At 42.7% G+C, this 20,835-nt stretch carries 16 protein-coding genes; 9 read left to right on the top strand and 7 right to left on the bottom strand.

Translation table 11 applies throughout. The annotated features are described in order from the left end of the window. Positions 1-243 precede the first annotated feature (243 nt). A complete protein-coding gene (locus tag MUCPA_RS18530; RefSeq protein WP_008508459.1) occupies positions 244-1,254 on the top strand; it encodes an aldo/keto reductase in 1,011 nt (336 codons plus the stop codon). A gap of 114 nt (positions 1,255-1,368) precedes the next feature. On the opposite strand, the gene MUCPA_RS18525 is transcribed toward MUCPA_RS18530, so the two are convergent. Further along, positions 1,369-2,673 carry a leucine-rich repeat-containing protein kinase family protein gene (locus tag MUCPA_RS18525; RefSeq protein ID WP_008508456.1) on the bottom strand — a complete coding sequence of 435 codons (1,305 nt, stop codon included), beginning with the start codon at positions 2,671-2,673 and terminating at the stop codon, positions 1,369-1,371. Positions 2,674-2,822: 149 nt separating this feature from the next. Between MUCPA_RS18525 and MUCPA_RS18520 the strand changes: the two genes are divergently transcribed. The 4 genes from MUCPA_RS18520 (at position 2,823) to MUCPA_RS18500 (ending at position 8,781) form a co-directional block, all read left to right on the top strand. Continuing rightward, positions 2,823-5,660 carry a DEAD/DEAH box helicase gene (locus MUCPA_RS18520; protein WP_008508455.1) on the top strand — a complete coding sequence of 946 codons (2,838 nt, stop codon included), beginning with the start codon at positions 2,823-2,825 and terminating at the stop codon, positions 5,658-5,660. A gap of 503 nt (positions 5,661-6,163) precedes the next feature. Beyond that, the gene (locus tag MUCPA_RS18510) at positions 6,164-7,942 is read left to right on the top strand and encodes an ATP-binding protein (protein ID WP_008508453.1); all 1,779 of its coding nucleotides are present in this window, start codon (positions 6,164-6,166) and stop codon (positions 7,940-7,942) included. 67 nt (positions 7,943-8,009) lie between these two features. Next, a complete protein-coding gene (locus tag MUCPA_RS18505; RefSeq protein WP_008508452.1) occupies positions 8,010-8,450 on the top strand; it encodes a hypothetical protein in 441 nt (146 codons plus the stop codon). A gap of 97 nt (positions 8,451-8,547) precedes the next feature. After that, the gene (locus MUCPA_RS18500; protein ID WP_008508451.1) at positions 8,548-8,781 is read left to right on the top strand and encodes a hypothetical protein; all 234 of its coding nucleotides are present in this window, start codon (positions 8,548-8,550) and stop codon (positions 8,779-8,781) included. Positions 8,782-8,833: 52 nt separating this feature from the next. On the opposite strand, the gene MUCPA_RS18495 is transcribed toward MUCPA_RS18500, so the two are convergent. From MUCPA_RS18495 to MUCPA_RS18475, 5 genes are all read right to left on the bottom strand, one after another. Continuing rightward, the gene (locus MUCPA_RS18495) at positions 8,834-9,034 is read right to left on the bottom strand and encodes a hypothetical protein (RefSeq protein ID WP_008508450.1); all 201 of its coding nucleotides are present in this window, start codon (positions 9,032-9,034) and stop codon (positions 8,834-8,836) included. A gap of 87 nt (positions 9,035-9,121) precedes the next feature. Then, positions 9,122-9,898 (bottom strand): hypothetical protein, encoded by a 777-nt coding sequence (locus MUCPA_RS18490; protein ID WP_008508449.1) that lies wholly within the window; start codon positions 9,896-9,898, stop codon positions 9,122-9,124. 17 nt (positions 9,899-9,915) lie between these two features. Next, positions 9,916-10,647, bottom strand: coding sequence for an MIP/aquaporin family protein (locus tag MUCPA_RS18485; RefSeq protein ID WP_008508448.1), 732 nt, complete (start codon positions 10,645-10,647; stop codon positions 9,916-9,918). A gap of 23 nt (positions 10,648-10,670) precedes the next feature. Beyond that, the gene (gene glpK / locus MUCPA_RS18480; protein ID WP_008508447.1) at positions 10,671-12,185 is read right to left on the bottom strand and encodes a glycerol kinase GlpK; all 1,515 of its coding nucleotides are present in this window, start codon (positions 12,183-12,185) and stop codon (positions 10,671-10,673) included. Positions 12,186-12,227: 42 nt separating this feature from the next. After that, the gene (locus MUCPA_RS18475; RefSeq protein WP_008508446.1) at positions 12,228-13,820 is read right to left on the bottom strand and encodes a glycerol-3-phosphate dehydrogenase/oxidase; all 1,593 of its coding nucleotides are present in this window, start codon (positions 13,818-13,820) and stop codon (positions 12,228-12,230) included. Positions 13,821-14,114: 294 nt separating this feature from the next. Between MUCPA_RS18475 and MUCPA_RS18470 the strand changes: the two genes are divergently transcribed. Further along, entirely contained in the window at positions 14,115-14,885 is a 771-nt protein-coding gene (locus tag MUCPA_RS18470; protein WP_008508445.1) for a DeoR/GlpR family DNA-binding transcription regulator, read from the top strand. Positions 14,886-15,423: 538 nt separating this feature from the next. Continuing rightward, positions 15,424-16,857 carry a LamG domain-containing protein gene (locus MUCPA_RS18465; RefSeq protein ID WP_008508444.1) on the top strand — a complete coding sequence of 478 codons (1,434 nt, stop codon included), beginning with the start codon at positions 15,424-15,426 and terminating at the stop codon, positions 16,855-16,857. Positions 16,858-17,135: 278 nt separating this feature from the next. Here the strand turns inward: MUCPA_RS18465 and MUCPA_RS18460 are convergent, their stop codons facing one another. Further along, entirely contained in the window at positions 17,136-18,620 is a 1,485-nt protein-coding gene (locus MUCPA_RS18460; RefSeq protein ID WP_008508443.1) for a lipopolysaccharide biosynthesis protein, read from the bottom strand. Positions 18,621-18,686: 66 nt separating this feature from the next. On the opposite strand from MUCPA_RS18460, the gene MUCPA_RS18455 reads away from it, so the two are divergent. Next, on the top strand, positions 18,687-19,697 hold the full coding sequence (locus MUCPA_RS18455) for a glycosyltransferase (protein ID WP_008508441.1): 1,011 nt from the start codon (positions 18,687-18,689) through the stop codon (positions 19,695-19,697). A gap of 14 nt (positions 19,698-19,711) precedes the next feature. Then, positions 19,712-20,830, top strand: a complete 1,119-nt coding sequence (locus MUCPA_RS18450) for a glycosyltransferase (protein ID WP_008508440.1) — start codon at positions 19,712-19,714, stop codon at positions 20,828-20,830. The last annotated feature ends 5 nt before the right edge of the window (positions 20,831-20,835 follow it).

Here is a 20,835-nt window from a genome sequence, read left to right as displayed (position 1 = left end):
ATTGACAATCAATAACTTACATAGATGCCATTATAAGGGACAGGTATCAACAACCTGTCCCTTTATGATAACTCCCGGCTTCCAAATTTATATGGAATGTCCCACCAATATACATTTCACCATCAGTAAAATAAAGAGCGCTCAAAGCTGATTATTTTGAAACGTTCCCGCTATTTTTGAACATACGTAGAGGACATACAATTCAATACGTTTTGGCTATGTATTTCAACAATTTATAAAATAATGGAAGATATTGTATTGCCCAGGGTAATATTTGGTACCAGTGGCTTAGGTAATTTATATGTGGCGCAAAGCGATGAGGCCAAATGTGCTATAGTGGAAGCATGTATGCAACACTCGCAAAAACCGGTTGTGTTTGATTCGGCCGGAAAATATGGTGCGGGCCTGGCTTTGGAATCGCTCGGAAAATGCCTCAAGCAGTTAGGCGTAGCACCCGAGGATGTGATGATCAGCAATAAATTAGGCTGGTTACGCACCGAACTTAAAACACCTGAGCCAACTTTTGAGCCCGGCGTATGGCGCGATTTAAAATTTGATGCGGAGCAACACATCAGCTACGACGGAATTATTGCCTGCTATGAGCAAGGTAACCAGTTGCTGAACGGCTACAAGGCAGAGCTGGTATCGGTACATGACCCTGACGAATACATCGCCAGGGGCGAATCAGATGCAGAAAAGGATAAGCTTTACCAGGATGTATTGGATGCTTACCGTGCGCTCCAGCACCTTAAACAGCAAAAGGAGGTGAAAGCCATTGGCATAGGATCAAAGGATTGGAGGATCATCGAAAAAGTTGCGGCAGAGGTTGACCTGGATTGGGTGATGATTGCCAACAGCCTTACCGTGCACAGCCATCCGGCCGAACTGCTTGGCTTTATGGAGAAACTAAAAGCAAAAGGTGTTGCCATTATCAACTCGGCCGTGTTTAATGGAGGTTTTTTGATCGGGGCGGATTATTACAACTACCAACCGGTATCAACTGAAAGCCACCCCGAGCTTTATCAATGGAGAGACCGATTTAGGCAGTTATGTACCAGTTACAACCTAAAGCCGGCCGAGGTATGCGCCGTTTTTGGTTTAAGCGGGCCGGGTGTGGTGAGCATAGCGTTAAACACTACCAATAAAGACAGGGTAGCCGGTAATGTGGCTATGGCCAGCGTTGAGATACCGGAGGAATTCTGGTCGGCCATGAAGGCTGAAGGTTTGATGGATCCCCTGTACAGTTATTTATAGGAACTGCTTAGTTAACGGCTCTATCAGCCGGATCGGAATAATGAACAGCTAACTTTAAGTTAGCCACAAGGCCTCGGATTGGTAATTCGAGGCCTTGTGGCTTATGCCGGTTGATCAGAGCGCGGCCTGCAATTCGTCCTTTAAATATTGAAAGCCGGGGCGGGCTAACACCCCGGGGACCATACATTGGTCTCTTAATTCGCCAAGCCTGATCAAATCAGGATGAGTAGTTGCCTCATCACATAACGAAAGCAGATCATCCAGCAGGCAACCATAAGCGCTTACTTCCAGCCGCTCCAACGCGGGCGCCAGTTCCGGATCGTTCTGATCATAAAAACAAGCTGCGCCAAAATCGCCGAACAGGGTATTCCCTTCATCATCAATCAGGGTATTATGCGCATACAAGTCGCTATGCATAATACCCCTGCTGTGCAGTTGCGCCGCAACCGAGGCAATGGTGCCTGCAATTTTAAGTACCTGCTGAGCTCTTAACTTCATCCCCTCAACAAATACATCGCGGGTGCAACTTTCCAAACTTGGCGGCAGGCCCAGGTTGAAAAATCCCGGAGGGATCAGTTCCATTACCAGGCCCCTTTTATTTTCGGGATGCCCGTCAATCTGGCCAATTACCCTCACCAATCCGGCATGTGAACCTGCGGTGATGCAGGTATTCATTTCATCTTCCGGAAGCCCATCGCTGGTAACAGCACCTTTAAAAACTTTAACAGCCACATGCCTGGTTTCGTCTGGCATGCACCAGGTAGCTTTAGAGATCACACCGGAAGCGCCTTCACCAAGCAGTTGTTTAATCTCCAACTCGCTCCAGCTAATCAGATCAAGAGATTCCACCGCATGATTCCTGCTAAACGGATTACCTGAAAATGCCAGCCACGAAAGTTTCGGCATAGTTAACAGCCACCCCGGTAATTGATTTAACCTATTGGCCGAAATACGCAGAAGCGCCAGGTTACGGCAATTGCTCAATTCTTCAGGCAGTTCCGTCAATTTGTTACCGGCGAGCATCAGCTTTTGCATGCGATGGCAATTACCTATTTCGGCAGGTAGCGCCCCCACCTTATTATCAGTTAGGATGAGCCAGCGCAGATGAGGATTAAGCGATTTTGCAGGTACGACTTCAATCCTGTTCGCCTTAAAGCCAACCATTTCCAACAAGGCGCAATCGGCCAGTACTTCGGGCAGCACGGTGAATAAGTTTTCGGAACAGAATAAGATCCTGAGTTTTTTTAAGCGGCCAAAATCCGCCGGCAAGGAACTTAATTTATTGCGGGAAAGATCAAGCACCTCGAGTGTGTCTGCCAGTTCAAATATTTCTTCGGGGAAGTTAGTAAGCCCTTCGGCGAGCTTCAATGAAGCAGAGCCTTTGAGTTTTCCAGTTTGTAATTGTTTTAAAGTTTGCATACCTGTTAATTGCCGTTGAAGATAGATGAAAGATGGTAGCTTGGCAAATCGGGTATAGCCAGCCATCGGCAGTCAAATGGCAAATTTGTCCTCATCGATAAGCCCGGAGTTGGATATCAGGGCAACTTTATCTAAGTTTACACACTGATATGATTTTATTATCTCCGCAAAAATTATCGGCCGACGGGATGGTTCTGGCATCTTTTGAAGTAGTTAAATCGCCCAAATCAATCGATTACAAAGTCACCGAGTTTAACAACGTAGAACTTCGCCGTCGCTTTGCAACACAACCCAAGGCAATCAAAGATATTTTACAGGTTTTTACCAAAACGGGAATTGCCGCGCTAAAAAGCCAGCTTATGGCAACTTATGCCGCCACGCAAACAGGCAAATCGTTTGAACATTACTTTGAACCGACATTTTTAAGGGAAATTCATCAGGCACTAAACATACTTCGCCCGTTTCTGGAAGAAACCAAATGCTACCATAAAATTAAAAACGCATCCGGAGGTATCAAAACATCGCCCTGCACGTTTCAAAATATCCGGCCGGGTATCCAATTTGAAGTGATCAGGAAATCGGGCAGGTTAAGCATGAACGCAGCCGTAACCCTGGGTAGTCATGCTTTCGCCCTGGGCGAAATTAACCGTTCTCATTTTTTACTGGAAAAGGACGACAGGTATTACCTGTTAGCTTATAAAGATTATCAAACCCTGGAGTGGCTCAACAGCAAACTGGTAACCGACGCGGGCAAGGATGAAGTTGCTTTCAGAAAAACAGTACTATCCAAACTGGAAGAAAACTACAAGATCAACCGGGCTATTTTGGGGGGCAATACCATCAGCTCGAAACCCGAAAGCCAGGTTATGGTTAACGAGCTGAATGATACTTTTTTAATGCTCACGCCGCAGTGGCTTTACGAGGGCTTTTTATTAGAAGGCGGGTTTAAGGATAGTTCGGAGGTCTTTAAAAATGGTGAATCATATACCATCAAGCGGGATCAGGTGGCCGAAGATGAGCTTCGCCAATTTCTTCGCGGCCTTCACCCCAGCTTTGAAAAGCAGAACAATGGTTATTTTTTTCTGCCCTTTGCAGAAGCTGGCAAAAAAAATTGGTTTCTGAAAGCCTACCGCAGCATGCTGGATATGAACATTGCGGTTACGGGGATGGATCTGCTGAAGCATTTCCGTTTTTCGGGACATCGGCCCGTAACAACAATGGAAATCAACAACGGCGAAAACGAGCATGAGATCTGCCTGCTGATGCGGGTGAGTTTTGGCGACGAAGCCATCCCTTTGTTAACCTTGCAACGCATCCTGCTGTCGGGTCAGCATATCATTTTATTAGCCGACGATAGCCTGGGTGTACTGGATGAAAACTGGCTGCAACAATATGGAGACGTTTTGAGGCTCGGCAGGATAAAGGATAACGAAATACGGATTGAGCGTTGGATGGCCGTTACCGAGCAACATAACACAGACCAAACCGCCCTGCTTAAACCTGCCTTAAGTGACGATTGGTGGAACCTGTGGGACCGCTGGCTGGCGGATGAGCAGCCTGTTTTTGAGCTACCCGCCACTATACAGGTTGAACAACTGCGCCCCTATCAGCAAAAAGGGTTTGAATGGCTGGTACTCCTATCGCGCTTGCGTGCCGGTGCCTGCCTTGCTGATGATATGGGTTTGGGCAAAACCTTGCAAACCATTTGTTTTTTGGCGCATCAGTTAGAGCAGTATCCGGGAATGAAGCATTTGGTAGCCGGCCCTGCTTCGCTGATTTATAACTGGCAGCAAGAGTTTAAAAAGTTTGCGCCCGGCCTGCGCATCCATGTGTATTATGGAAGCGCACGCAATGCAGGTGATTTGCAAGCCGGGGCGTACGATGTTGTGATTACCAGCTTAGGCACGCTGCGTGTAGATATTGACGAGCTCGAAAAACTTTCGTTTTGCGTGGCCGTGGTTGACGAAAGCCACCAGATTAAAAACCCTTATGCCTTAACCACCAAGGCCGTTAACCGGATCAGTGCTGTAACCAGGATAGCCCTGAGCGGAACGCCCATCATGAATAATACGGTTGATTTATACAGTCAGCTCAATTTTGTGGTTCCCGGAATGTTTGGCAGCCACGAGTTTTTTAAACACAATTTTGCCGAGCCGATAGACCGCGACCAGGACCCGGTAAAAATTAAATCGCTGCAAAAGCTTACTGCTCCGTTTATATTGAGGCGCACTAAAGAGCAAGTAGCTCCGGATCTGCCCGAAAAAACGGAACTCATCCTCTGGTGCGACATGGGCGCACAACAACGCGACCATTACGACCAGGTGCGGGAACAGATCAGAAGTTCAATTTTCCTGGAAATTGAGCAGGAAGGTTTTGATAAAAGTAAATTAACCATTATACAGGGCATCACCCGGTTAAGGCAGGTATGCAACTCGCCCCTGTTGCTACAACACGAAGGTTTTTGGTGCCCCGACTCGGTTAAAACAGAGGTACTTGTAGATGAGCTGCTCAATAACCTGAAGGGGCATAAGGTGCTTGTATTTTCGCAGTTTACTAAGATGCTTGATTTGCTGGCCAAGCAACTGGAAGAACTAAAGCTGGACTTTTTCCATTTTGACGGGCAAACGCCATCCAAACAGCGGATGGAAATGGTAAACAGTTTCCAGGAGGAAGGCAACACCACCAATATTTTCCTGATCAGCCTGATGGCGGGTAATATGGGTTTGAACCTGACCGCTGCTGATTACGTGATTTTATTTGACCCCTGGTGGAACACAGCTGTAGAACAGCAAGCTATAGACAGAACACACCGCATTGGCCAAACCAAAAAGGTATTTGCCTATAAGATGATTTGCCGCGACACCATTGAAGAGAAAATCATCAACCTGCAGGAAAAGAAAAAATCGCTGTCGGATAGTTTAATTGGTGGCGAAGACAGCTTTGTGAAAAACCTGACGATGACTGACCTGGAATATTTGCTCAAGTAGGAATTGTGGACACTATTCACCCAAATAATTCCGGTCCATTTCAAATACATTTGCTGGCCTGCTGATGCCATCCCTGTTTGCCAATATATCTTGCGATATTCTATAGGGAAACACAGTACCAAAAGCTATACCTCTCAAAGTCATATTTAGTGCATAATCACGTAATACCTTCATGGGTTTCGCTATGCTTACGGTCGCCTTTTTTATAGCACACAACTTCATCTCAATCCTATTATTCAACCCACTGTTTTATAAGCCAAAGTAAACAGTGAGCTTATCTGGCAAAAAAGCACTCATGGCTTTTGTGTTCACTTGCATAGTCACCATAGCACGCTCTATCAAACTAACAGTGCAATAATGCGTCTATTTCATAAAGGCACGTCAACAAATCAAATTAAAAACGGCAAATTCCCCTGTAAAGTAGTTTTTTATTTCCTACGGCCTCAATAGAGCTTTCACATCCATTGTAAATCTGTTATTTTAGCAAACATTCTACCATTTCCATGAATATTACCCGTTATTTCAACAATAAGTTTCAAGGGGTATTATCCCGAGAACAGGATACGCTCTCCAAAGCGAGGATCCGCATATTGGCTCAAGCCATATTAGCGTTCATGTTTTTATGCGTGGCTATCATCATCTTCAGTTTGATAACACACCGTATCACCGTGGCTATACGGATGGCTATCTTTTTAATTCTTTTTGCCACCACTTTGGGCCTCCTGTTATCCAAAGTACACTGGCGAATAACCGGGCATTTGTTTTTGGTTTGTATTACTTTGCTCATTTGGTCTAACGCGCTCATTTTTCGCCAGGGAGTTACGCTCATAACCGTGCAATATACTATCCTCGTTATCACCGGTGGCTATTACATTCTTGACGCAAAATGGGGACTTATTTATTCGTTAGCCAGCATTATCCCTGTTATAGTACTCATCATCCTCCAGTATTTTCTTGATTACCGGTTTCCCACACAAACCATAAATTCTAACCAGTATGCATTCGTTTTTGTACTGGTGTTTAATTTTATACTGTTGGTATTTATTCATTATCATTTTTTTAAGGCATTCAGAAAAAGCAACCTTCGGGAGCAAAAATTAAAACAACACCTGGAGCAGGCACTAAAAGCGGCAGAAGAACTGGCGGCCGCCAAAACCAATTTCCTCTCCACGATGTCGCATGAGTTGCGCACACCTTTGAATGCTGTAATTGGAATGACCAACATTTTATCTATCGAAAATAGACAGCCTGAGCAAATTGAGAACCTGGAGATCCTACGTTTTTCGGCGGCCAACCTGATGGCCATTATTAACGACATACTGGATTTTAATAAGATTGACGCCGGAAGCGTGAAGCTTGAAAACCACGAATTTAGCCCGGGCGAATTACTTAAAAATGTATTTGGCGCATTTAGGGCCAAGGCTGTAGCTAAGGAAATTGGTTTTAATTATTTACCCGATTTAACACTCAACACCATCATTTTAAAAGGCGACGCCATTCGCTTAACTCAAATTCTTTTCAACCTGCTCGAAAACGCGGTGAAATTTACTCAGAGCGGTTACATTAGCTTTCAGGTTGAAAGCAGTTATAACAAGCCAGCTATAGCCACCATCCGTTTTGTGGTTGCAGATACCGGCATAGGCATACCACTTGATAAACAGGCCAAAATTTTCGATCCTTTTGTGCAGGAATCTTCAGAAACCAGCAGGCAATATCATGGAACAGGACTGGGGCTAACTATTGTAAACAGATTGTTAGCACTGCATAACAGCAAACTCAATTTTACAAGCCAGGAAGGCCAGGGTACTACTTTTAGTTTTGAGCTGAATTATCCTATAGTTATCCCCGAAATTAACGGCATCGTTCAAACTGAAAAAAACAGCATCTCCATTGCGCGTATGAAGATTTTGATAGCAGAAGATAATGCCATTAATGTTATAGTATTAAAAAAACTGTTAAAAAACTGGGATATTTTTCCGGATGTTGCCGATAATGGACAGCAAGCCGTAGATGCCTACAGGCATAGCGATTATGATGTGATCCTGATGGACATCAACATGCCCGTGATGGACGGCTTTGAGGCGGCCAAAACAATTAAAGAGATGCACCTTGATAAAAGGGACCCTATCCCTATTATTGCCGTAACCGCATCGATAGGGACGGATGTTGAACGATTGAGTAGCAACCCATACCTGGATGATTACCTGTTTAAGCCATTTGAGCCAGAGAATTTAAAAGAAAAACTGGAAAACATTATGAGGGCTAAAAGTAAAAATAACTGAAGCTCAAGCGGATTTAAAATATAGTTCACAGGAACATTTGATATCACTATGCCATTCCGATCAAAAAATGAAACTTAGTGTTTTTGCCTATTGCTTTAAAGTTTGGCTCACAAGTGTACTTGTGGCTCCACTTTTATTTTTTAAGGTGACCGAAATATTAGGTCGCAACATGTTAGCTCGTGAGCGTTTTTTCGATATGTACCTGATAGCAGTCATCCTGTGCGGAGTGATGTCCATCATCACATTCATTATTTTTTGGCTTATTACACTGCGTTTGGCCAAGTTAAATCTCACTAAGATTAAGCGTTTAATTTGGGTGTTCGTTATTGGCGAAATACTAACAGTACTTACATTTGGTATTTTCTTTATGTTAATGCCACAACCCTCAACACTGATTATGATGTGGTGCGTTTGCCTCGTAATTGGCTGTGGCATTTTGATTTATAAATTGAACCCTAAAATAAATAACGAATCAGAAACAGATGATACAGCTGTCGTAACTGGGTAAAAACGCCGTTATATCGTTTGCCGACCTTTATTATTCATCGCAGGGATTGCCCATGCTATGTTTATTAGTTTATCTTTATGGCCTAAGATATTGTGACATGGGGCTACCATTAAGAATTACATTTAAAGACGAAGATTACGTTTATCAGATTAACGACAGTAATCAAATCAATCAAAATACAACCCAACTTGAACTATTAGTAAACGGGGAGACGGTTAAATTAAAAAAAGATTTGAAAATGAGTTGGGTGCAGGATGGAGGCGAAACACCGCTGGATCCCGAATTGGTTCAGGCATTGGGACGTTCGGTTTCATTACGTTTAAGAATGTAAAAAACAAAACGCCAGGCTTTTGGGCTTAGCATTTTGTTTTTCTACAACTTTTTTATAAAGTGTAAGGTTCTCGCTGAGGATCTGTTTTCGCAGATGCTTTACCTGAAATAAAGTCCTTAGCTTTCTGTACCAGATCGTTAGGATTGTTCTTGATATCACTCAATATTGAACTTCCGTCTGCTCTTGGCTTGGTTATCTTTTTAATTCCGTAGGTTACTGCTGCACCTATTATTAATGATCTGATTAGTCCCATTGCTTTTTTTAAGCAATTGATATCAATGATGATGCCATATTGCCCAATAGTTAAATTTAATAACCAGAATTATTTTTAGCGGTGTAACTAAAAAACGTTAAAAACCAATTGCAATGCTCCATATTTATGCTCGGGGCTAAACATGGCTGTTGCCGCAACCGGTAAATGATAGCTAAAGATCTTTAAATCCTTGTTCAACGTTATACCTGTATTCACGATGTTAGGTTTTGAGCCGTAAAAATTAACATCGCGGCCAAAAGCAAAACCACCGCCTGCAAAAATATGCAGATCCGATAGGCCGTCTTTCCAAAGCCGGTAGTCGAGCGCTACGTAATTTGAATACGCATTAGCCAGCTGGCCATCGCTTTTGGTATAAGTATCGCGGCCCTGTACAATAGTGCTCCAATTAATGCTTAAAGGGAACTTATTTCCAAACTGGTAACCGGCAGTTACATCAATAAAATGCGAAGTGCTTGCCGGGTTATAATTAAACAAATTGGCATCAGGGTAATTGGTGAAATTATTAATATCCCAAACCGAGAAATTGAACCCCGATGTTTTATAGCTTATATAGTAGTCAAACTCCTTGTAAACACCGTCGAAACTTTCGCCGCCCCACAGCCCGATAGCCAATTTGCCGTCGCGGGTACTGAAATGCAGGTCGGCATCTGAAATTGGGCTATCTGAAACCCTGAAACCCCGCCATATATACAGGTTACGTACCTGTAAGTTAACATCAAAGGGTTTATACTTTTTCGCATTTAAAGTGTCCGTTTTTCTTGCTGTAGTGTCCTGGGCCCAGCCATGCATACAAAGGCATAGCCCGAGTATAGCCAAAAGGCTAACCTTACCTATATTTTTCATGCTATTTTTCTATTTAGTTAAATATGGATCTGGAGATAAAGTAAAGCTGCAAGTGTTACCCCAACAAGCGGCCCCAGAATGGGGATCCACGAGTAGGCCCAGTCGCTGCTACCTTTGTTTTTCATCGGTAAAAGGGCATGGATAATGCGCGGCCCTAAATCACGGGCGGGGTTGATGGCATAACCTGTTGTACCACCTAATGATAAACCTATTACCCATACCAGCAAAGCTACCGGCAAGGCCCCAACCGAACCCAGGCCTATGGCGGTTTTGGTTGGCGTTATCTCGGCACCGGTAATGTAAAAAACGGTAAATATCAGTACAAAGGCACCTATAATTTCGCTGGCTATGTTTGATACATAATTGCGAACTGCGGGCCCTGTACAAAAAACGGCTAAAATAGAAGCCGGGTTATTAGTACGTTTAAAATGATCGTAATACATTACCCATACCAAAAACGCACCCAGAAAAGCGCCCAAAAACTGGGCTATAATATACGGTATTACTTGTGCCCAGGCAAACTTGCCTGCAATGGCCAGCCCTATGGTAATGGCTGGGTTTAAGTGCGCACCGCTGTAAGGGCCGGCAACGGTTACTCCTACAAAAACGGCCAAACCCCAGGCGGTGGTAATCACCATCCAGCCGCTGTTATTCCCTTTGGTATCATTCAAAACCACGTTGGCTACTACGCCATCGCCTAAGAGTATCATTAGCATGGTGCCAATCAACTCTGCAATAAATGGAGTCATGTTAATAAAATTAAAAGTGGAAATTAAACCAGGTCATCTTCCGGAACGTCGTCGGTCCAGCTTTGGGCAGCATGGATGGCCTTTTTCCATCCGTGTATCCCCTTTTTAATGTTTGAAAGATCATCCTTCGGAACAAATTCCTTTTCTGTTTTCCAAAGCTGCTGTATCTCCTCCACATTTTTCCAGAATCCAACGGCCAGTCCGGCCAGGTAAGCGGCACCCAGAGCTGTTGTTTCAACAATGGTGGGCCGTATTACTTTACAATTTAGTATATTGGATTGAAACTGCATCAACAGATCGTTAGCTGTAGCACCGCCATCAACCCTTAACTCTTTAATTTCCATACCCGAATCTGCTTCCATGGCTTTTAAAACATCCATGGTTTGGTAAGCGATAGATTCTGTTGCCGCGCGGGCGATATGGCCCGAGGTGGTACCGCGGCTTAAACCTACAATGGTACCACGTACATCGGGCTTCCAGTAAGGGGCACCCAGGCCCGCAAAAGCCGGCACAAAATAAACCCCTTGCGTATCTGGCACGCTTAATGCCAAATCTTCAACTTCCGATGATGATTTGATAATCCCCAAACCATCACGTAGCCATTGCACCACAGCGCCTCCAATAAATATGCTTCCCTCAAAAGCGTACTGAATCTTTCCGTTTATTTTCCAGGCAACAGTGGTCAATAAATTGTTTTTTGATTCGATAAACTCGTCGCCGATGTTCATCAGCATAAAACAGCCTGTACCGTAGGTATTTTTAACCATGGCCTTTTCAATACACATCTGGCCAAAAAGTGCGGCCGATTGATCGCCGGCTATGCCTGCGATAGGTATTTTTGAGGCAAATATAGTGGTGGCTGTTTCGCCGTATATTTCACTTGATTGCTTTACTTCGGGCAGCATACTTTTCGGAACATCCAGCAGGGCCAATAATTCATCGTCCCATTGCTGGGTACGGATATTAAAAAGCATGGTACGGCTGGCGTTGGTAATATCGGTAACATGTACATGGCCACGGGTAAATTTCCAAACCAACCAGCTATCCACGGTGCCAAACGCCAGTTCCCCTGCTTCGGCCCTTGCACGTGCGCCTTCTACATTGTCCAGTATCCATTTGATTTTGGTACCCGAGAAATAAGAATCAATCACCAGCCCGGTTTTTGAGCGGATCAAATCTTCTTTTCCATCTTTCTTCAATTCATCGCAAAAGGCTGCGGTTCGCCTGTCTTGCCAAACAATGGCATTGTAAACCGGCTCGCCGGTGGCTCTGTCCCAAACTATTGTTGTTTCGCGCTGATTGGTGATGCCTATGGCTTTGATATTGGTACCGTTAATTCCCATCTTAACAGTAGCTTCGGCCGCTACCCCAGCCTGGGTTGACCAGATCTCGTTCGGATCGTGTTCCACCCATCCGGATTGCGGAAAAATCTGTGTAAATTCCTTTTGAGCAACAGATCTTATTTTCCCGGTATGATCAAATACAATAGCACGGCTGCTCGTAGTGCCCTGATCGAGGGCTAAAATGTACTCTTCCATAATTTTAACGTTTATTAGTGTGTTTTATATAATAGGTTTAGTTCAGGTTGTTGGTTGGTATGGCTCTAACAAATAGGTTTGCGCCATTTTAATAAAACTGTTTACCTGTTCTTTTTTCCAGGTATCGTCTTTATTTAATTCAGGCGCCATCAAATCAGCAATCAGCGGTGCCATGTCAATAGCCGCGCGGGCATCTAAAAACAGGGCACGCACTCTTCTGGCTAAAATATCCTCCACGTTGCGGGCCATTTCATATCTTACGCCCCAAATTACTTCGGCCTTGATGTATGGCATGCGGGGGTGCAGCTTCTGTTTCCATTCGGGGTTTTCGTTGGCTAAAGCAAGTAATGCAGCCTCATCACTACCGTAAACATACAGGTGGTTGTTGCGGTCAACATCAGTTTTGCTGCCGTGTATCTGCAATGTTTTGGTTTTGGTTGCCCGGGGGCTTAAACCGCCAACCGCAATAGCTTTATCAACGGTATCCTCGCCCATGCGGCGGTAGGTGGTCCATTTGCCGCCAGTTATGGTAACCAAACCAGAATCAGAAACAATCAGTTTATGGCTGCGGGAGATCTCTTTGGTTTTTGAGGATCCGCTTTCCGGAGCAGCCAGCGGGCGCAGGCCCGCAAATACACTGAGCACATCTTTACGGGTAGGCGCTTTGGTTAAATATTTGGCAGCGGTACGCATAATAAAATCAATTTCTTCGGGCAAAGCCTTTGGTTCAAGGCTATGCTCATCAATAGGCGTATCGGTAGTACCTACCACCAGCTTATCATGCCATGGCACAGCAAAAAGTACACGGCCATCATCCGTTTTAGGAATCATTAAGGCATCTTCGCCCGGCATAAACGATCTGTCGAGCACAATGTGCACACCCTGGCTGGGCTTAACCATGGGCTTTCTTTCGGGTTTATCCATGTTTAAAATATCATCAACAAAAACCCCTGTAGCGTTAATTACAGTTTTGCCTTTGATGGCGTAGCTTACCCCGGTTTCTATATCAGTTGCAGTAACTCCGGTAATTTTATCCTTAACGCTTTTTAAAAGTTTAGATACTTTAAAATAGTTAAGTACCGTTGCACCCTGCTCTAAAGCGGTTTGGGCCAGGTTTATGGCCAAACGGGCATCATCAAACTGCCCATCGTGGTAAACTACGCCTCCATACAAGCTTTTTTGCTGAATAGTAGCCAGTTTGCTGATCACCTGTTTTTTTGAGATATGTTTGGCGCGGCCAAAACCTAATTTGCCGGCCAGCAAATCGTACATGGTTAAGCCTATGGTATAGAACGCTCCACCCCACCACTCGTAATTAGGGATAATAAACGATTCGTTTTTTACCAAATGGGCCGCGTTTTTCAGAAGCAGGCCTCTCTCGTATAAAGCTTCCCTAACCAATGCAATATCGCCCTGCGCCAGGTAACGTACACCGCCATGCACCAGCTTGGTACTGCGGCTTGAGGTACCCTTTGCAAAATCGGCCTGTTCAAGCAACAGGGTTTGATATCCGCGTGAGGCCGCATCAACGGCGGTACCCAGTCCGGTAGCGCCACCGCCTATCACAATGATATCCCACACTTTATCCGGGTCGACTAATGCAGTTACTATTTTATTTCTTTCGATTGTTGTCATGATCTTTTCAAATATTTAGCTTAACATATAAATTTGTTTCGCTTTGTTAATCAAAATTACAAAACGAAATATAACGAAACAATATCGAAACTAACTAAAAGTGATTTTTATCAGATATTCATTGTAACATTCATTTTATTTCATTATTTTAATAAAAACAAAGTCAACGTAACAAATAAGCAAGCAACTGAAACCATTTTTTAATTTCGTTGATATACCTATTTAAAAAATCAGCCGAAAAATTTTGCTTTATTGGTACTTTTGACTCCACAGTAAACCGTTTTGCATCAGCATATGAGAAGTATAACCGAAAGACATCAGCACATTTTAAAAAAGCTAAATGAAGCAGGCTATGTGAATGTGCAGGAACTGAGTGACGAAATGAAAGTTTCGCACGTTACCATTCGCAAGGATTTAAAATTACTTGAGGATAAAAAACTACTTTTCCGTACGCATGGCGGCGGATCAAAAACCAATCCGTATATCAGCGATCAGCCGGTTGAAGAGAAAGAACAATTGCATGCCAGCGAAAAACAACTGATTGCCCAAGCTGCGGCAAAAATGATAGGCGATAACGATTCGATCATCATCGCATCCGGCACCACCATGCTGGCGCTGGCCAGGGCCATCCACCCGAAAATTCATCACCTTACCGTAATTACTTCGGCATTAAACGTAGCGCTCGAACTCTCGCACCGTCAGCATGTAGAGGTACTGCAGCTTGGCGGCCAAATAAGGCCGAGCTCATCGTCGGTTATGGGCCCGTATGCCGAGCAGATTTTAAACGACGTATCGTGTAGTATACTTTTTTTGGGTGTGGATGGGATTGACCTGGAAACCGGGCTTACCACCACAAACCTGATGGAGGCACGCCTAAATCAGAAAATGATCGATGCCGCGCAGATCACAGTTGTACTGGCCGACAGCTCGAAATTTGGCCGCCGCGGATTGGGTAAAATATGCGGACTGGAACATGTGCAGCATATTATAACCGATGGCGGTATAGCCGCAGCTACCGTTAAGATACTGGAGGATAAAGGCGTAAATGTTACTATAGTGGCTTGATGAAATAAAACTCAGCTAAAAACCAAGAGCCCCCGACCAATGCAAATTATTAAGTAGCGGTAATGGGTTTGTATGGCTCTATCTTAGTTGCCACAGCTTCGTTGTCATCTCTTTCTGGATGAGTGTAGCACTTTCCATTTTACGATTCTAACCGCATCATAAAGCTAAAGTTTAGGCTTCACAACATTTTATCGTTGACAGGGCACCAAGCTAATGCAATTTGGGATGGAGTTAGGCTTGATATATAGATGCGGCATCCCGGCATACGGCATCAATATATTATAACAATTATTATTATAAAAAATTGTTAATAATCAATAAAAGCACCCCATTTAACCCCAAGCGCTTTTCCGCAAACAATTGATTATACATCAATTGATTAACACATAAAGTTATAGTAAAAAAACAAATTATCAATATCTAAACATAGGTAATTTTAAATTCATACCAATATGTCATTATTTAAAAACAACTAAAAATATAGAACAATAAAAGAAATAGCTTTACATCAATATCTAAAAACTTAACCTTTTACCAAATGAAAAAACAAAACAAACCCATTACTTTATGGGCGATTGCCATTCTGGCTACCGCTTTCACAGCTTGCCAAAAACCGGCTAAACTAAATCCTTCTACTTCGGCTGACGGAACCAAGTCTAATACCTTAACAACCCAAAGCCTTACCAACGGGTTAATAGCCTATTGGCCATTAGACGGCAATGCATCGGATGTTTCGGGCAACGGCCACAACGGAACTACGTATAACGTAACATCCGTTGCCGATAGATTTGGAAATGCCAATAGTGCTTATCATTTTAATGGATCAACAAGCTATATTTCTGTAGCTGATAATGCCGCACTACGCTTAAACGGCACCGACTTCACCATTAACGCATGGGTTAAACTTGACACTTACAATTCATCTTTTGGATCCGAGGTGGTTGATAAGCGGCTTCCGGGTGGTAATACAGGCTACACTTTTTCCATTAACGGTTATGCTAATACAGTATCGCCTTTAGGCACATTTGGTTGGGGCGGAGGCGCAACAAGCACAGTTGCGATTGATACAGCTCAATGGCATATGATTACGGTTGTATACACGGCATCAAGCCAAGAGATAAAACTTTACAAAGATGGTGTTTATAATAACACCACAAGCTCTATGGCATCACCACTTTCAACTAATAACGCTACGCTATACATTGGCTGCGACAATCCCACAATTTCGAGTCCGGGGTATTTCTTTAACGGCTCAATGGATGACATCAGGATTTACGGCAAAGCCCTTGATGCAAATACAATTGGTGATATATATGGTGCACCGAATGTTAATACTGGACTAATTGCCTATTGGGCATTTGATGGCAATGCCAATGACTTCTCAGGCAATAACAATAATGGTACGCTACACAATGTAACCCCGGTTGCCGACAGAAACGGAAATGCTAACAGCGCTTATCATTTTAATGGATCAAACAGTTTTATTTCTGTAGCTGATAATACTGCGTTGCGGCTAAGCGGTACAGACTTCACTATTAACGCATGGGTTAAACTTGATGATTACAACGCCTCATATGGATCCGAGGTTGTTGATAAGCGATTGCCGGGCGGTAATACGGGTTACACTTTTTCCATTAATGGTTATGCTAACACAGTATCGCCCCTGGGCACGTTTGGTTGGGGTGGAACAAGCACAGTTGCACTTGATACAACTCAATGGCACATGGTTACAGCTGTATACACTGTAGCAACCCAAGAGGTAAAACTTTACAAAGATGGTGTTTATAATAATACCACAAGCTCCATAGCATCACCACTTTCAACCAACAATGCCACATTATATATTGGATGCGACAATCCCATCATTTCAAGTCCGGGATACTTCTTTAACGGCGCAATGGATGATATCAGAATTTATAACAGAGCTCTTGATGCAACCGCAATTACGCAGCTGCACAATACAATAAATTAGGTTGTAAATATTAACCCCGACATAGGTATATGATTAAAGGCGGCAGTTGATGATGAGCAATTGCCGCCTTTATACCAATAATTGATCATAGCCAACTTTATCTTAATACTTATCCCTTTACCCGAGACAGATACATTAAAAATTCAATATTTTGATGAGATAATTCTGTCCAACGGAGCGCGTTCTTTTGATTACCAGATGCATGCCTTTCAAAACGCAACAGGAGTGCTTCTTTGCACGTTACTATCGCACAAAGCCTATAATTTAAATAGCCTTGCTTATTTTGGGGGCAGCAGCTTATTAGCATAACCTTTTAGCAGATAAGTAATATCGTCAGACAGGTTAAATAGATACGTACACCCACCGTACAGGATGGTAATAAAAGCACTGCGTACCAGCAAGTCAACAATAAAATTATCAAAATGAGGCACTATCCACACAGACAAGAAATAGATGGACACACCCATTAACAGAGTGTAAGCACTTTGAATAGTAAAGGGCTGCATTTTGTATACAATTAGTAAAAATACAAACCTAAACAGGTTAAAAATCAATAGCGACATACCGCTGGCTATAGCTGTCCCGGTAATACCATACAACGGTATAAATATCAGGTTGCTTATCACTACAATTACAATCAAAACCAGGTACGAGTAAAAATCGAACCTGAAATACTTCGAGCCAGAAATGATGACGTTGTTTACCCCGGCTGCTGAATCAATTAAGTATCCCAACCCGATAAAAAAGATGACGTATCTCCCGCTAGCATACTTAGCTGGTAACAAATGAAAAATGTTATCGATATTGGCCCATATCATGATAAACAGGAACAGGGAAGTTATTATTTGCGTTATACAGCTCTTTTTATAGATTGATTTGATCGTATCAAGATCGTTATCTTTCCAGGCATCGGTAATAATAACGCCACTGATACCATACAACGACCTTGCTGGCAGCGAAATTAAAGTGGCAAAATACGATGCAATGGCGTAAATACCCGTATCACTCAAACCTAATTTCAAATTAACAATATAAACATCAATATTATCTACCAATATAGATGCTGAGCCTGCCAGGATGAAGAAAAAGGAGATATTAACCAGTTTGCTCCTCAGCGGTTTATCGATAAATTTAAAATTAGGCTTAAAAAAGAAATGCTTATCACGAATTAGTACCCATAACATAATAAAAGTTGGGACGATATTAGCAAATAACCAAATGATTATAAAGGTGTGAAAATCAACAAGCTTAAAATAAATTGCCAGGACGGCAATTAAAACAAAAAGCCGCTTGGTAAACTCCCTCAATATCTTCCCCGAGATTGCATTGTATAAAACACGGGCATATAGTTCAAACACGTTAAAATAAAGAGTAAAAAAAGTAAGGGGAATCAGGCACCAGTAATACCTATTAAAGAGTATTTCTGAACTCGAGTCCGACCCTATCACCTCATCCTTAAATACGTAAGCGCCTATGGCAAATAGAAGCATACCAACGCCGGATACCAGGCAAGAGAGAAACAAATATCCGTGATGTTCTTTTTCCTTATCACGGAAATAAGGAAAATATCGGGCTGTTCCGTTAAAACCGAGTGCTGCAAACTGGGCGAATAACAAAGAAAAAGAGAGTAATATTCTAGTAAGCCCCACTTGCTCGGTGGTTAAAGCATGGGGCTGCAAAACGCTAATTGTGATAAAACCAATAAGAACACCTAAATATGAATAAAAAGTACCTTTTAAAGTCTGTTGTTGTATAATCCCCATTTTAGTTTGGCTATCGGGCCGGATATTTAAATGTTTGTAAAATAAAGTATATTTTTGGCAAAAATCATGACAAAAGCAAAATACAAAGTTAGTGTTGTTACTGTTACTTATGGTGAGCGTTGGGAGTTTTTAAGCCAGGTGATTAAAAGGTTATTAAGTTTTGATTTGATATACCGGATTGTAATTGTTGATAACGGCTCGTCATATGATTTAAAATCCAAGATAACCGAGTTAGCCGATGAACGTTTAATTTTAGTTGGCGAGGGCTATAATACAGGCTCAGCTGTAGGTTATAAAATAGGTATAGCCCATGCCTATCAGCATACCGATACCGACTTTATATGGCTGTTGGACGATGATAACCTACCTGATGAAAAGAGCCTTGATGTTTTACTGGAAAGCTGGAACGAGTTAAACGGAGATCAGCATAAAACAGCACTGTATTGCTTAAGGCCAGACAGAAATACGGATTTGAGGATTGCACAGGGCGACTCGCCTGGCAACTATTTTCTCATTCCGGACAGTATCCTGGGATTTTCAATTTTTCGTTTAGGCTACTTTCAACTACGGAAACTTAAAGATAAATTCGGCAAGCCTAAAGAATTCAAAAAATTGGCCACAATGCCCTTTGTTCCTTATGGGGGTTTTTTTTTTCCTAAAGCCATGGTTGCTATTATCGGCTATCCGGATGAGAAATATTTTTTATATATAGACGATGCTGATTATACTTACCGTGTTACGCAATCGGGCGGTAAAATTTGGCTGATACCGGGGGCAAGGATTGCCGACATTGAAACCTCACAAGGCACAGACTACAAGTACAGCAATTTCTCTTCAATTATTTTAGACCTTTGGAATTTCAGGATGTTTTACCGCGTACGAAACATGGTCTATTTTAATTCAAAAACTTCCGTAAAGAGCCCTTTTCTGTTTAAATTAAACAAATCCATATTTCTTAACAAGTTACGGTTAATCAGTATCATCAGTTCTAAACAAAAAGAATACAAGAAATTGGTAGTTGCTGTAAACGATGGATTGAACGGGAAGCTCGGAAAAGCAACTGAAGATAAATTTTAACGGCAAAGGTAAGAATGTACAATCTCTGCATTATTAAGCCCAATAAAAATGCTTTTTCCGAAACATTTATTCAGGAACATATCAACCGATTGGCTGGCAATAAGACAGTTTTATACGGCGGTGCCTTTCCTGTATATGATAACGAAGGTAAATTTTTAATCAAGTCAAAACTTGGCATCTTAAGCTATCTGATTCAAAAAAGAATATTAAAAAAAACCAGCATTAAGGTGCGGACCGATGCACTGGTAACTTATTTTAAAACTCAAAAAACCGACGTTGTGCTTGCCGAATACGGCATGGTCGGCGCAATGGTTACCGAAGCTTGCCAATTGGCCGGGGTTCCGCTGGTCATACATTTTCACGGCGCCGATGTGCACCATCGAGCCACCGTAGCATCTTATTTTGCCCTCTATCAAAAGGCATTTAAATACGCCAGTTATTTTGTTGCTGTATCAACAGATATGGTTGAAGCATTAAAACAATTAGGCGCGCCTCCCGATAAAATAATCCTGGCGCCATGCGGAGTTGATACCACCAAATTCACTCAGGTTGATGTTTTAAACGCAGGCCCTGCTTTTTTAGCAATTGGTCGCTTTGTAGAAAAAAAATCCCCTGATTCTGTAGTTAAAGCTTTTAAATTGGTGCATCAAAAATTCCCGGATGCTACGTTAACCATGGTTGGGCAAGGGCCATTGTTTGAAGCAATCCAAACTATGGTTGAGCAATTGGGGCTAAATCAAAGCGTCAACTTAACCGGGGTTTTGAAAACAGAACAAATCAGAGAACTGATGGCAAAATCGCGTTGCTTTGTACAACACTCTGTAACGGCTAAAAATGGAGACATGGAGGGCACCCCGGTAACCATTCTGGAGGCTGGCTCATCAGGCCTCCCTATTGTTAGCACCCTACACGCTGGCATTAAAGAAGCGGTAGTAAACGGAAAAACCGGATATCTGGTTGCGGAGCACGATATTGAAGGCATGGCAGAAAAGATGATGTTATTTGCGGCCAATGCCAAATTTGCCGAACAGGTTGGCAGTGCAGGGCGTGAGCACATCCTTAAAAATTATGATATTAGTTACAGTATTGCTAAATTGAATAAAGCACTCAAGAGAAGCATCACCGGCAATTAAAGAAC

Origin of the sequence: Mucilaginibacter paludis DSM 18603 (genome assembly GCF_000166195.2) — a bacterium.
GTDB classification, from domain to species: Bacteria; Bacteroidota; Bacteroidia; order Sphingobacteriales; family Sphingobacteriaceae; genus Mucilaginibacter; species Mucilaginibacter paludis.
This window is presented reverse-complemented; position numbering and strand designations above follow the sequence as displayed.

Bases quoted from the DNA above. Each gene is read 5' to 3' on its own strand.
- MUCPA_RS18510 (WP_008508453.1), top strand. From the start codon at position 6,164: ATGAATATTACCCGTTATTTCAACAATAAGTTTCAAGGGGTATTATCC.
- MUCPA_RS18470 (WP_008508445.1), top strand. From the start codon at position 14,115: ATGAGAAGTATAACCGAAAGACATCAGCACATTTTAAAAAAGCTAAAT.
- MUCPA_RS18495 (WP_008508450.1), bottom strand. From the start codon at position 9,034: ATGGGACTAATCAGATCATTAATAATAGGTGCAGCAGTAACCTACGGA.
- MUCPA_RS18460 (WP_008508443.1), bottom strand. From the start codon at position 18,620: ATGGGGATTATACAACAACAGACTTTAAAAGGTACTTTTTATTCATAT.
- MUCPA_RS18455 (WP_008508441.1), top strand. From the start codon at position 18,687: ATGACAAAAGCAAAATACAAAGTTAGTGTTGTTACTGTTACTTATGGT.
- MUCPA_RS18490 (WP_008508449.1), bottom strand. From the start codon at position 9,898: ATGAAAAATATAGGTAAGGTTAGCCTTTTGGCTATACTCGGGCTATGC.
- MUCPA_RS18500 (WP_008508451.1), top strand. From the start codon at position 8,548: ATGGGGCTACCATTAAGAATTACATTTAAAGACGAAGATTACGTTTAT.
- MUCPA_RS18530 (WP_008508459.1), top strand. From the start codon at position 244: ATGGAAGATATTGTATTGCCCAGGGTAATATTTGGTACCAGTGGCTTA.
- MUCPA_RS18485 (WP_008508448.1), bottom strand. From the start codon at position 10,647: ATGACTCCATTTATTGCAGAGTTGATTGGCACCATGCTAATGATACTC.
- MUCPA_RS18450 (WP_008508440.1), top strand. From the start codon at position 19,712: ATGTACAATCTCTGCATTATTAAGCCCAATAAAAATGCTTTTTCCGAA.
- glpK (WP_008508447.1), bottom strand. From the start codon at position 12,185: ATGGAAGAGTACATTTTAGCCCTCGATCAGGGCACTACGAGCAGCCGT.
- MUCPA_RS18520 (WP_008508455.1), top strand. From the start codon at position 2,823: ATGATTTTATTATCTCCGCAAAAATTATCGGCCGACGGGATGGTTCTG.
- MUCPA_RS18505 (WP_008508452.1), top strand. From the start codon at position 8,010: ATGAAACTTAGTGTTTTTGCCTATTGCTTTAAAGTTTGGCTCACAAGT.
- MUCPA_RS18465 (WP_008508444.1), top strand. From the start codon at position 15,424: ATGAAAAAACAAAACAAACCCATTACTTTATGGGCGATTGCCATTCTG.
- MUCPA_RS18475 (WP_008508446.1), bottom strand. From the start codon at position 13,820: ATGACAACAATCGAAAGAAATAAAATAGTAACTGCATTAGTCGACCCG.
- MUCPA_RS18525 (WP_008508456.1), bottom strand. From the start codon at position 2,673: ATGCAAACTTTAAAACAATTACAAACTGGAAAACTCAAAGGCTCTGCT.